The sequence below is a fragment of the Streptomyces sp. NPDC056948 genome (assembly GCF_042674225.1).
GTDB classification, from domain to species: Bacteria; Actinomycetota; Actinomycetes; order Streptomycetales; family Streptomycetaceae; genus Streptomyces; species Streptomyces purpurascens.
In genome coordinates, this window is sequence record NZ_JBHUQX010000289.1 from 1 (window position 1) to 12,182 (window position 12,182).

At 70.2% G+C, this 12,182-nt stretch carries 7 protein-coding genes and 5 tRNA genes; 7 read left to right on the forward strand and 5 right to left on the reverse strand.

What is annotated here, in order from left to right; genetic code table 11:
• The first annotated feature begins 173 nt into the window (after positions 1-173).
• Positions 174-557, forward strand: coding sequence for a peptidoglycan-binding protein (locus ACFTZL_RS30490; RefSeq protein WP_382589009.1), 384 nt, complete (start codon positions 174-176; stop codon positions 555-557).
• Positions 558-827: 270 nt separating this feature from the next.
• On the opposite strand, the gene ACFTZL_RS30495 is transcribed toward ACFTZL_RS30490, so the two are convergent.
• The 4 genes from ACFTZL_RS30495 to ACFTZL_RS30510 form a co-directional block, all read right to left on the reverse strand.
• Positions 828-900 (reverse strand) — tRNA-Lys (locus ACFTZL_RS30495).
• A gap of 153 nt (positions 901-1,053) precedes the next feature.
• The gene (locus ACFTZL_RS30500; RefSeq protein ID WP_382589012.1) at positions 1,054-2,970 is read right to left on the reverse strand and encodes a DEAD/DEAH box helicase; all 1,917 of its coding nucleotides are present in this window, start codon (positions 2,968-2,970) and stop codon (positions 1,054-1,056) included.
• 323 nt (positions 2,971-3,293) lie between these two features.
• A complete protein-coding gene (locus ACFTZL_RS30505; protein WP_382589015.1) occupies positions 3,294-3,827 on the reverse strand; it encodes a hypothetical protein in 534 nt (177 codons plus the stop codon).
• Between the two features lie 87 nt (positions 3,828-3,914).
• Complete coding sequence (locus tag ACFTZL_RS30510; protein ID WP_362241925.1) at positions 3,915-4,265, reverse strand: metallopeptidase family protein; 351 nt, start codon at positions 4,263-4,265, stop codon at positions 3,915-3,917.
• Between the two features lie 83 nt (positions 4,266-4,348).
• On the opposite strand from ACFTZL_RS30510, the gene ACFTZL_RS30515 reads away from it, so the two are divergent.
• From ACFTZL_RS30515 to ACFTZL_RS30530, 4 genes are all read left to right on the forward strand, one after another.
• Positions 4,349-5,923, forward strand: a complete 1,575-nt coding sequence (locus ACFTZL_RS30515) for a metallophosphoesterase (protein ID WP_382589018.1) — start codon at positions 4,349-4,351, stop codon at positions 5,921-5,923.
• 80 nt (positions 5,924-6,003) lie between these two features.
• Positions 6,004-6,076: transfer RNA gene (locus ACFTZL_RS30520), tRNA-Glu, on the forward strand.
• Between the two features lie 37 nt (positions 6,077-6,113).
• Positions 6,114-6,188 (forward strand) — tRNA-Asp (locus tag ACFTZL_RS30525).
• A gap of 24 nt (positions 6,189-6,212) precedes the next feature.
• Positions 6,213-6,286: transfer RNA gene (locus ACFTZL_RS30530), tRNA-Phe, on the forward strand.
• A 68-nt stretch (positions 6,287-6,354) separates the two neighbouring features.
• On the opposite strand, the gene ACFTZL_RS30535 is transcribed toward ACFTZL_RS30530, so the two are convergent.
• Complete coding sequence (locus ACFTZL_RS30535; RefSeq protein WP_382589021.1) at positions 6,355-7,836, reverse strand: FAD-dependent monooxygenase; 1,482 nt, start codon at positions 7,834-7,836, stop codon at positions 6,355-6,357.
• 151 nt (positions 7,837-7,987) lie between these two features.
• Between ACFTZL_RS30535 and hrpA the strand changes: the two genes are divergently transcribed.
• Positions 7,988-11,956, forward strand: a complete 3,969-nt coding sequence (hrpA, locus tag ACFTZL_RS30540; protein ID WP_382589024.1) for an ATP-dependent RNA helicase HrpA — start codon at positions 7,988-7,990, stop codon at positions 11,954-11,956.
• A 94-nt stretch (positions 11,957-12,050) separates the two neighbouring features.
• A tRNA-Asp gene (locus ACFTZL_RS30545) sits at positions 12,051-12,125 on the forward strand.
• Positions 12,126-12,182: the final 57 nt, after the last annotated feature.

The following is a 12,182-nucleotide window of genomic DNA, read 5'->3' on the forward strand; positions in this document are numbered from 1 at the left end:
GCCCCGGTCCGGATGCGGTCCGGACCGGGGCTCTGTTGCCGGCCCGCCCCGATCCCGCCGCTTACGCCCAACGCCCGCTCCTGGGCTGCCCCTCGGAGCTGCCGGCGTCGAGATGCGCCCCGGGAGACACCAGCGCACGCTGGAGACACCGGCACCTTCGGAGGTGGTTGAGGATGCGACCAGCGCACGCGATCGCTGCGGCTGTTCTTCTTTCCGCAGGCCTCGTCGGAGGTCCTGCTGCCGCGGCGCCGCAGATCATCCCGGAACGCACCGAACGCGTCGTAGCCCAGGGACCGGACGACATCTGCGACTACACGAATCGTCGGCCCAACCTCCAGCAGGGCTCATCCGGGGCGGTTGTCCAGCAAGCCCAGTGCTACCTCAATGAGGCTGTAGGCGCCGAGCTGGACGTGGACGGAGATTTCGGCGGGCAGACGCGAGGCGCGGTGACGGCCTTCCAGCAATGCGCCGAAATCGTCGTCGACGGACGTGTCGGAGCGCAGACCTGGTCCTTCCTCTCCTTCTGGGCCAACGACCCGGGCCGCCCCTTCTGCTGACGTCCTACGTGGTGGTCGGCCCAGCCCAGACACCCTCCTCGGCACCCGGTAGACGCCGGTGGCGAGCTGGGCCGCCTCCAGGCCGTCGGCGAGACGGCTGCCGCCATCGTCGGTCACCAGATAGCAGGGCTTGCCCTCAGGGACGCCTCGCCGGCGCAGTAGCCATGATCGTCTGGACCAGGGCCGGCATCGGGCCGGCCGACAATCACACGACCGGGTCAAACGGACAGGACCCCAGCCCAGTTGATGTCTGAGCTGGGGTCCTTCAGGTAGGCCCTGTGGGACTCGAACCCACAACCAATGGATTAAAAGTCCACTGCTCTGCCAATTGAGCTAAGGGCCCAGGCGATGTTGCCCCCACGAGCATAGCCGGACGACGGCGAGTCTCCGATCGGGTATCGGCTCGTGACGGTCACACACCACCGTACGGGAGGGAAAGCAGACCGCCGTGGACCGCCCGTCGGGGCGGGGCCACGGCGCTCCACACGGTTATGCGTCAGCCGTTGCGCTTCCAGCGCGGCTTGTCCTCGCGGCGGCCGAAGGAGCCGCCGCCGCGGTGGTCGTCACGACGGCCGTTCGGGCGGTCGTGCCCGCCGGCGCGGTAGCCCGGACGGTCGTCCCGGCGGTCGCGGTTGAAGGGACGGTCGCTGCCGCGGTGCCCACCGCGCTCGTCGCGGCGGAAGCCGCCACGGTCCCGGTCGCGGTCACGGTTGAAACCGCCGCCACGCTCGTCACGCCGCTCGAACGAACGGCCGCCACGGTCACCACCACGGTCGCCGCCGCGGTCACGGTCGAAGGAACGCCCGCCGCGGTCGCCACCACGGTCGCCACCACGGTCACGGTCGGCGTACCGGTCACGCCCGTAGCCGCCGCCACGCTCCTCGCGCCGCTCCCGACGCTCGTACGACGGGGAGGACTCGGCGCGCTCCTCACGCTCGACGTCCTTCGCGGTCGGCTGCTCCGGCACCGACACCTCGGCAACGGCAGCGACATCCCCGGACTCGCCGGCCACCACTGCGGCAGGCTCCTCGCCGCGCTCGCGCGCGACTCGCGCGAGCAGCCGGTCGGACTCCTCACGCAGCTCGTTCGCACGCCGCTGCGCCCGCTCCAGCTCCTTGGTGAGCTGGGCGACCTCACGCTCGGCCTGCTGCGCGGAGTTGCCCACGGACTCGGCCTGGACCTCGGTCATCGACCGGGCGCCGGTGATCTCGGCGACCTCCGGGTCGAAGGCCGCGCCGCCCTGGATGATGTGGCGCCCGGCGTCGACGCCCGCGTCCTCCATCAGCCGGAAGATCTGACGCCGCTGGTGCGGGAGCGAGAGGGAGACGACGGTGCCCGTGCGGCCGGCACGCGCCGTACGGCCCGCCCGGTGCAGGTAGTCCTTGTGGTCCCCGGCCGGGTCCACGTTCAGCACCAGGTCGATGCCGTCGACGTGGATGCCGCGGGCGGCGACGTCGGTCGCGACGAGCGCGTTGACGTAGCCCTTCTTGAAGTCCTCCAGCACGCGGGTGCGCGCGCCCTGCGTCATTCCGCCGTGCAGCGCGTCGGCCTTCACGCCGGAGTCGCAGAGCTGCTCGGCGATGCGGTCGGCGCCCAGCTGGGTGCGGACGAAGATGATCGTGCGGCCCTTACGGGAGGCGACCGCGGCGGTGACCGGCGCCTTGTCCTTGGGCTTCACGATGAGGATGTGGTGCGACATGGTCGTGACGTTGCCCTGGGCGCTGTCGACCTCGTGCGTGACCGGGTCGCTCAGGTAGCGCTTGACCAGCGTGGAGATCTCGTTCTCCATCGTGGCCGAGAACAGCATGCGCTGACCGCCCGCCGGGACCTGGTCGAGCAGCTCGGTGACCTCGGGCAGGAAGCCCAGGTCCGACATCTGGTCGGCCTCGTCGAGGACGGCGATCTGCACGTTCTCCAGGGAGCAGGCACCGCGGTTGATGATGTCGCGCAGCCGGCCGGGGGTGGCGACGAGGACGTCGACACCGCGCTCCAGGGCGTAGATCTGGTTGCCCATCGACGTACCGCCGCAGACGACCTTCATCTTCAGCCCCATGACGTCGCCGTAGGGCTGGAGCGCGTCGGCGACCTGCATGGCGAGCTCACGCGTCGGCGTGAGGATGACGGCGCGCGGCTTGTGCTTCTCGGTGCGGCCGCCGGCGAGCGTCGCCAGGGTCGGCAGACCGAAGGAGAGGGTCTTGCCGGAGCCGGTGCGGCCACGGCCGAGGATGTCCTTGCCGGCCAGGGCGTCCGGAATGGTCGCGGCCTGGATGGGGAAGGGGGTGGTCACGCCGTTCTGTGCGAGCTTGCGCACGACGCCCTCGGGCAGGCCGAGGTCGGCGAAAGTCAGTTCGGGGGTGTCGTCGGCTGCCTCGTTCTCGGGCACGACGACGTGATCAGTACTGGCGATGGACATGCGAATGCGAAACCTTCCGGAGTCTCCGTCGGCACGCGCCCGTCAACTCCGTGATTCGCGATTCGCAATACGACCGCCTCAATGCGGTCCACCACGGCAAGGGAGAGTACGCGCCACACGGCGCGCTCTGTATTGGCGCCGGGCAAGAATGGGTTCAAACGATCTGCCACCATACGCACTCCGGGACCCGTAAGGCAAACCGGACTCCGTAGGAGACAGCAGGGACGCCCTCCATGGGCCAGTGGCCCGGAGAACCTCCCGTCGGCTGTCAACCGACCACCCCCAGAGTATGTTCCCGCCGCGCCGACACTCACAGCGGGGGGCTACGCCGGTGCCCCCGCCTCCGGGGCCGGCTCCCGCTGCGCCAGTTGCGGCCCCGGCGGCTCGTGCGCCGACGACGACGGCTCCGGCGTCGGCTCCGGCGATGTCGTCGGCTCGGGCGGCGTCGGAGTGGGCTCCGGTTCGGCCGTCCGGGTGGGAGTGGGCGGCGCCGGCGGCTTCGGCGTCGGCTTGGCCGGCTGCCCCGGCTTGCCGCCTCCCGGCGCGGGCGCGCTCACCGCGGCGGACGGCGAGGCCTCGGGAGACGCCGACTCCCCGGGCTTGCCGCGCTCGCCCTTCGCGCCCTTCTTCCCCTTGCCGCGCCCGTGCTTGCCGTCGGCCGCCGCCGCACCGGCCCCGGCACCGCCGCCCGACACCGCCGACCCGCCGTCGGGCCCCTCCCCGCCGCGCTGCCCCGCGGAATGCGACGGCTTGGCACTCCCGCCCGCGCCGTCGTCGCCGACGCTCATGCAGCCGGCGGCGGCGGCGACGGCCACGACCGTGGCGGCCAGGCGGACGGGTACGTACAAGGGGCGCACGGGGCCACCTCCGGGAAGGGTGATGGAGTCAACACCTCCAACTCCCGCCGCCCGCAAGAGGACACGCGGCCCGCGTTCACATCACGCTCAGCCGTAGCCCAGGGCGTGAAGGCGCTCGTCGTCGATGCCGAAGTGGTGCGCGATCTCGTGCACCACGGTGACCTCCGTCTCCGCCACGACGTCCTCCCGCGACTCGCACATCCGCAGCGTCGGGTTCCGGTAGATCGTGATCCGGTCGGGCAGCACACCGGCGTACCACTCCCCCCGGTCGGTCAGCGGAGTCCCCTCGTACAGCCCGAGCAGCTCGGGATCCTCCGCCGGCGGTTCGTCCTCGACGAACACCGCGACGTTGTCCATCAGTCGCGTCAGCTCCGGCGGGATCCGGTCGAGCGCCTCGGCCACCAGTTCCTCGAACTCCTCGCGCGTCATCTCCAGCACAGGCCCATTGTCGGCCACGACCCGGCCGTACGAGAGCCATCCGGCGTCGCATATCCGCGCCGGGACTTGGGCATACGGGATCAATGGCCCGCGTCCCCGCCGCAGTCCGGAGTGTCCTGAACCCGATCCGCACGCCCCCGCGCGCCCTGGCCCGCCGCTACCGCTCCCGCCAGGCGCCCACCACGATCGAGCTCGTACGACAGCCGCACCCGTGGGCCCGCGCGGCCGGACTGGTGACCGTCGTCCTCCTCGGCGCCTGGCTGGGGCTGCTGGTCGTGGGCGACGTCCGGGTCCCGGTCGGCCCCATGAACACCACCATGACCCTGCGCCCCTCCTTCACCGGCGGCACCAAGATCAATATCTCGCCGCTGGGCGCCCTGGCGCTGGACAGCCACAACGCCCCCGTCCGTCTGGACGTGAACGTCGACCAGCTCGACCCGGATCGCTCCCAGGCCCTGGTCGACCACCCCGAACGCCTCTCCGGCCTCCAGGACGAGGTCACCGAGGACGTCGGCCGCGGCACCCTCGACCTGGCCGTCCGCTCGAGCGTCGCGGTCGTCGCCGGCGCCACCGCCCTCGGCCTCGCGGTCTACCGGCGCCCCCGCCGCGCCCTGGCCGCCGGCGGCCTCGCCCTGACCCTCCTCGCCGCCTCGGGCGGCACGGCCTACGCCACCTGGCGCCCCGACTCCGTCCTGGAGCCCAAGTTCTCCGGCCTGCTCACCTCGGCCCCCTCCCTGGTCGGCAACGCGCGCAGCATCGTCACCGAATTCGACGTCTACCAGAAGGAATTGGCCCGCCTGGTCACCAACGTGACCAAGCTCTACGACGCCACCTCGACACTCCCGGCCTACGCGCCCGACCCCTCCACCATCCGGGTCCTGCACGTCTCCGACATCCACCTCAACCCGGCGAGCTGGAAGATCATCGCCTCGCTCGTGGAGCAGTACAAGGTGGACGTGATCGTCGACTCGGGCGACACGATGGACCACGGCACGGCCGCCGAGAACGGCTTCCTTGACCCCATCGAGGACCTCGGTGCCCCCTATGTCTGGGTCCGCGGCAACCACGACTCGATGCTCACCCAGCGCTATCTGGAGGACCTGAAGAACGTCCATGTCCTGGACGACGGCCGGGCGACGACGATCAAGGGCCTGCGTTTCGCGGGCATCGGCGATCCGCAGTACACGCCGGACCGCTCGAAGCAGATCGGCGCCGCCCAGTCCCAGGAGCTGGCGGGCGCCCGGCTGGCCACGGCCCTGCGTGATCAGCGCACGGCCGGCACCCCGGTGGACGTCGCCGTCGCCCACGAACCGGCGGCGGTCCGCGAGGTCGACGGCGAGGTCCCCCTGGCCCTGGCCGGCCATCTCCACCACGACGAGACGGAGGTCCTGAAGTACGGCACCCGGCTCCGCATCGAGGGCTCCACCGGCGGCAGCGGCCTGCGCGCCATCGAGGGCAAGCACCCGGACCCCATCGAGGCGTCGATCCTGTACTTCGACCGGGACTCCCGCCTCCTCCAGGCCTGGGACGAGATCGAGCTGGGCGGCCTCGGCCTGACGACGGCCGAGGTCAGTCGCCACCTGCCGGAGGAGAACCAGCCCGGTGCGGACCCGTCCCCGAGTACCCCTACGGAGGGCACCCCCTCGGCCTCCCCCTAAACCGTTTTGGCGATAGGTCCCGCCATCCCATATGCTTCTCACGTCCCCGACGCGCTGAGAAGCGCGCAGGCGGGCCGATAGCCCTCATCGTCTAGCGGCCTAGGACGCCGCCCTTTCAAGGCGGTAGCACGGGTTCGAATCCCGTTGGGGGCACGCACCACCCTGTGCGACACTGTCGTACGACATGCTTGGTCCTGTGGAGCAGTTTGGAGTGCTCGCCACCCTGTCAAGGTGGAGGCCGCGGGTTCAAATCCCGTCAGGACCGCTGAGGTTTCACGTGGAACCTCGTGGCTGGGTAGCTCAGTTGGTACGAGCGTCCGCCTGAAAAGCGGAAGGTCGCCGGTTCGACCCCGGCCCCAGCCACCGCAGCCCTCACCAGGGCTTGAGCCCCTCTCCACCATTACTGGAGAGGGGCTCAGTCATGTCGTGGTTCACGTCGATGCCACGTCCTGCCGAGGGCCGACCCATGTGGTCAGGGCAGTCAGCAGCGCGTCGTGGTCGTGGTCGTCCGCGGCCCATGCGATGTAGCCGTCCGGGCGGACCAGCAGCACCGCCGGGGCCTTGAAACCGGCGGCCGGGGCGACCGTGATCGTCCGGCCCTCCCAGCCCGTCACCTCGGGGAAACGGCTGACGAGCACGAAACGGCAGGCGCGCAACGCCTCGTACAGCCGCGTCGCGGAGCCGGTGCCGGAGCCGGCGCCCTGGGCGAGTTCCAGGTCGGGAGCGCGTCGGCCGGCGCGGGGATGGGTGCCGGAGGGTGCCGGGTAGGAGATGGCGAGACCCGTCGCCTTGGCCGCCAGCCGGTCGGCCACCGGCGGGATGGCGGCGGCAACGCGCGAGAGCAGGTTCATGGCGGTGCTCAGCACGGGTGAGTGGATCAGCGCCAGCCGCATCATCCTGCCGCTGTCCCGGATCACTTCCCGCCCGATCGGGTGCCGCTCGGCCTGATAGCCGTCGAGCAGCCCCTCCGGCGCCCACCCGCGCACCACCGCAGCCAGCCGCCAGGCCAGATTGGCGGCGTCCTGCAGACCGGTGTTCATGCCCTGACCGCCGGCCGGGGAGTGCACATGCGCGGCATCGCCCGCGAGCAGCACCCGCCCCAGCCGGTACCGCGGCACCTGGCGCTCGTCGGTCTGGAAGCGGGACAGCCAGCGCGGGTCGTGCATGCCGAAGTCGGTCCCCAGGGCCTTACGGGTGATCGTCCGCACATCCTCCAGTTCGAGAGGGGCCTCGACCGGAAGCTGTTTGTCGCGGTCCCAGGCGACCACCCGGTGCCAGCCGTCGCCCAGCGGGGAGACGAAGGCGATCCCCTCCCGGACCGCGTTCGCCACCGGCATGGCCTGCGGCACGGCGAGCCGGACATCGGCGAGCATCACCGAGCGCAGGGCGGCCCGGCCGGGGAACGGAAACCCCAGCGCCCGGCGCACGACGCTGTTCATGCCGTCCGCGCCGACCAGGTAACGGGCACGCCGAGTGTGGGGTGTGCCGTCGGACAGGCGCACGGTCACGCTCACGCCGTCGGCGTCCTGCTCGACCCCGGTGACGTCCGCGCCGGCCACCACCTCGGCACCGAGCGCCTCGGCACGCTTCGCCAGCACCGCCTCGGTCGCGTACTGAGGGGTCAGCAGCATGAACGGGAATCTGCTCGGCAGCCGCCTCAGATCGAGCTGGGCATCCCCGATCATCTGGAGCTTGCCGATCTGGACACCGCCGGCGACGAGTTCGTCGGCGATGCCCCGGGCGTCCAGCAGTTCGAGCGTCCGGGCATGGACCGCGAAGGCGCGGGTGAGCTGCGACCTCTCGGTGCGGCGCTCGAGCACGGTGACGGACACGCCCGCAGCGGCAAGGTCTCCGGCGAGCATCAGACCGGTGGGACCGGCACCCACGATCAGGACTTCGGTGGCTTCGGGCATGAGACGGGAGGCCCTCCAATCGTGAGCGGCTGCCGTACGGCCTCACCGCCATGCAATCCCCGCCCGAACGAGAAACGGTCAAACCTCACTCCGTCCCGCGGGACAAAACCGTTCGCCACGGATTTCCCGGGGATGAGATCCTGGACCCCGTATGTCTACGCACTCCGCCCCCGCCCTCGGCGCCCTCGCCCCCCGCCTGACCGAGCTGTCCCTGCGCGACGCGCACCGGCTCGGCCGCAGGCTCGAAGGTGCGCGCAAGATCCGTAAGCCGGAGGCCCAGGCCGCCGTGCTCGCCGAGATCGAGGCGGAGGTCGCCAAGGCCGAGGAGCGGATGGCCGGGCGGCGCACCCGCCTGCCCGAGGTCACGTACCCGGAGCAACTGCCGGTCAGCCAGAAGAAGGACACGATCGCCGACGCCATCCGCGACCACCAGGTCGTGATCGTCGCCGGTGAGACCGGTTCCGGGAAGACCACGCAGATCCCGAAGATCTGCATGGAACTCGGGCGAGGCGTCCGCGGCATGATCGGGCACACACAGCCCCGTCGTATCGCCGCCCGCACCGTCGCCGAGCGCGTGGCGGAGGAGCTGGACACCCCGCTCGGCGAGGCCGTCGGCTGGAAGGTCCGGTTCACCGACCAGGTCGACCCGGAGGCCACCTTCGTCAAGCTGATGACGGACGGCATCCTGCTCGCCGAGATCCAGACCGACCGCGAGCTGCGCGCCTACGACACGATCATCATCGACGAGGCCCACGAGCGGTCCCTCAACATCGACTTCCTGCTGGGCTACCTCGCCCAGCTCCTGCCGAAGCGGCCCGACCTCAAGGTCGTCATCACCTCGGCCACCATCGACCCCGAGCGCTTCTCCCGGCACTTCGGCGACGCCCCGATCGTCGAGGTCAGCGGCCGTACGTACCCCGTGGAGGTGCGCTACCGGCCGCTCCTCGAAGAGGACTCCGACGACGCCGACCGCGACCAGATCACCGCGATCACCGACGCCGTGGAGGAGCTCCAGAAGGAGGGCAAGGGCGACATCCTCGTCTTCCTCTCCGGCGAGCGGGAGATCCGGGACACGGCCGACGCGCTCACGAAGAAGCAGTACAGATTCACGGAGATCCTGCCCCTCTACGCCCGGCTGTCGCACGCCGAGCAGCACCGCGTCTTCCAGCCGCACACCGGACGCAGGATCGTTCTGGCGACCAACGTCGCCGAGACGTCCCTCACCGTCCCGGGCATCAAGTACGTCATCGACCCGGGCTTCGCACGGATCTCCCGCTACAGCCACCGCACCAAGGTCCAGCGCCTCCCCATCGAGCCGGTCTCCCAGGCCAGCGCCAACCAGCGCAAGGGCCGCTGCGGCCGTACGTCCGACGGCATCTGCATCCGCCTCTACGGCGAGGACGACTTCGACGGCCGCCCGGAGTTCACGGACGCGGAGATCCTCCGTACGAACCTCGCCTCCGTCATCCTGCAGATGACCGCGGCCGGCCTCGGCGACATCGAGAAGTTCCCCTTCATCGACCCGCCGGACCACCGCAACATCCGTGACGGTGTGCAGCTCCTGCAGGAGCTGGGCGCCTTCGACGCGGCCCAGAAGGACCTCCGCAAGCGGCTCACGCAGACCGGCCGCAAGCTCGCCCAGCTCCCGGTCGACCCGCGGCTGGCCCGGATGGTGCTGGAGGCCGACCGGAACGGCTGTGTCCGCGAGGTCATGGTCATAGCCGCCGCGCTGTCCATCCAGGATCCGCGCGAGCGCCCCGCCGACAAACAGGCGCAGGCCGACCAGCAGCACGCCCGTTTCAAGGACGAGACCAGCGACTTCCTGGCCTATCTCAACCTCTGGCGCCACGTCCGCGAGCAGCAGAAGGAGCGGGGCTCGTCCTCGTTCCGCCGGATGTGCAAGCAGGAGTACCTCAATTTCCTTCGCATCCGCGAATGGCAGGACATCTACTCGCAGTTGCGCACGGTCGCGAAGCAGATGGGCATCCACCTCAACGAGGACGACGCCCCGGCCGACCGCATCCACGTCTCCCTTCTCGCCGGCCTGCTCTCCCACATCGGCATGAAGGACGTGAAGGAGGCCGGGGGCGAGGGCGGGAGAAGCACGGGGAAGAACGAGTATCTGGGCGCCCGCAACGCCAAGTTCGCGGTCTTCCCCGGCTCGGCGCTCTTCAAGAAGCCCCCGCGCTTCGTGATGTCCGCCGAACTCGTCGAGACGTCCCGCCTCTGGGCCCGCGTCAACGCGAAGATCGAGCCCGAGTGGGTCGAACCCCTCGCCGCCCACCTCATCAAGCGCACGCACAGCGAGCCGCACTGGGAGAAGGACCAGGCCGCGGTGATGGCGTACGAGAAGGTCACGCTGTACGGCGTACCGATCGTGGCGCAGCGGAAGGTCAACTACGGCCGGATCGACCCGGAGGCCAGCCGCGAGCTGTTCATCCGGAACGCGCTCGTCGAGGGCGACTGGCGCACGCACCACAAGTTCTTCTCGGACAACCGCAGACTCCTCACCGAGGTCGAGGAGCTGGAGCACCGGGCCCGGCGCCGGGACATCCTGGTCGACGACGAGACGCTGTTCGACTTCTACGACCAGAAGCTCCCCGACCACGTCGTCTCCGGTGCCCACTTCGACTCCTGGTGGAAGCACAAGCGGCACGAGCAGCCCGACTTCCTCGACTTCGAGCGCGAGATGCTCATCAACGAGAAGGCGAGCGAGGTCACCAAGGCCGACTACCCGGACTCCTGGCGCCAGGGGAACCTCAAGTTCCGTGTGACCTACCAGTTCGAGCCGGGCGCGGACGCCGACGGCGTGACCGTCCACATCCCGCTCCAGGTCCTCAACCAGGTCACGGACGAGGGCTTCGACTGGCAGATCCCGGGCCTGCGGGAAGAGGTCGTCGTGGAGCTCATCCGGTCCCTGCCCAAGCCGATCCGCCGCCACTACGTCCCCGCGCCGAACTACGCGAAGGCGTTCCTGGACAGCGCGGTCCCCCTCCAGGAGCCCCTCACCACCACGATGACCCGCGAACTGCGGCGCATGGTCGGCGTCCCGTTCGAGGCGGACGACTTCGACTGGTCCAAGGTCCCCGAGCACCTCAAGGTCACGTTCCGGATCGTCGACGAGCGGCGTCGCAATCTCGCGGAGGACAAGGACCTGGAGGCGTTGAAGCTGCAGCTGCGGCCGAAGGCCCGCAAGGCCCTCTCCCAGGCCGCGGCGGCCACCGCGGAACGTCAGGGCGGCGAGTCCCTGGAGCGCAAGGGCCTCACCGACTGGACGATCGGCACCCTCACCCGCGTCTTCGAGACCCGGCGGGCCGGCCAGCCGGTGAAGGCGTATCCGGCACTGGTCGACGACGGCGACACGGTCTCCGTACGCCTCTTCGACACGGAGGCGGAGCAGGCGCAGGCCATGTGGAAGGGCACGCGCCGCCTGATCCTCCGCAACATCCCGGTGAACCCGGCGAAGTTCGCCTCCGAGAAGCTGACGAACGCGCAGAAGCTGGCGCTGTCCGCGAATCCGCACGGCTCCGTCCAGGGCCTGTTCGACGACTGCGCGATGGCGGCGGCCGACAAGCTGATCGCGGACTTCGGCGGGCCGGCGTGGGACGAGGAGTCGTACCGGAAGCTGTACGACAAGGTGCGCGCGGAGATCGTCGACACGACGGTCCGTACGGTGGGCCAGGTGCAGCAGGTCCTGGCCGCCTGGCAGGCCTGTGAGCGCCGTCTGAAGGGCGTACGCAGCCCCGTGCTGCTGCCGAACCTCCAGGACGTGCGCAAGCAGCTGGACGCCCTGGTGAAGCCGGGCTTCGTGACGGAGGCGGGGCTGCGGCGCCAGCCGGACCTGATGCGCTATCTGGTGGCGGCGGACCGGCGGCTCCAGCAGATGCCGGCGAACGTCCAGCGGGACACGACGCGGATGCAGAAGGTCCACGAGATGCAGGACGAGTACGCCTGGCTGCTGGAGCAGATGCCACAGGGCCGGCCGGTCCCCTCGTCGGTCCTGGACATCCGCTGGATGATCGAGGAGCTCCGGGTGAGCTACTTCGCCCATGCGCTGGGCACGGCGTACCCCGTCTCCGACAAGCGGATCATCAAGGCGATCGACGCGGAAGTCCCGTAATCGCCCCTGCACGTTGGGTGAGTTCGCGCAGGGCCCCACTCCTCCTGTACAGTCTCTTCTCGCAGCGCAACGCACGAATCGCACTGCGAAACCTGGTCCTGTGGAGCAGTTTGGAGTGCTCGCCACCCTGTCAAGGTGGAGGCCGCGGGTTCAAATCCCGTCAGGACCGCAGTGAAAGCGTGATGGCGGCGAAGGGCACGAACCAGTCCCCGATGTCCAGGTCCCC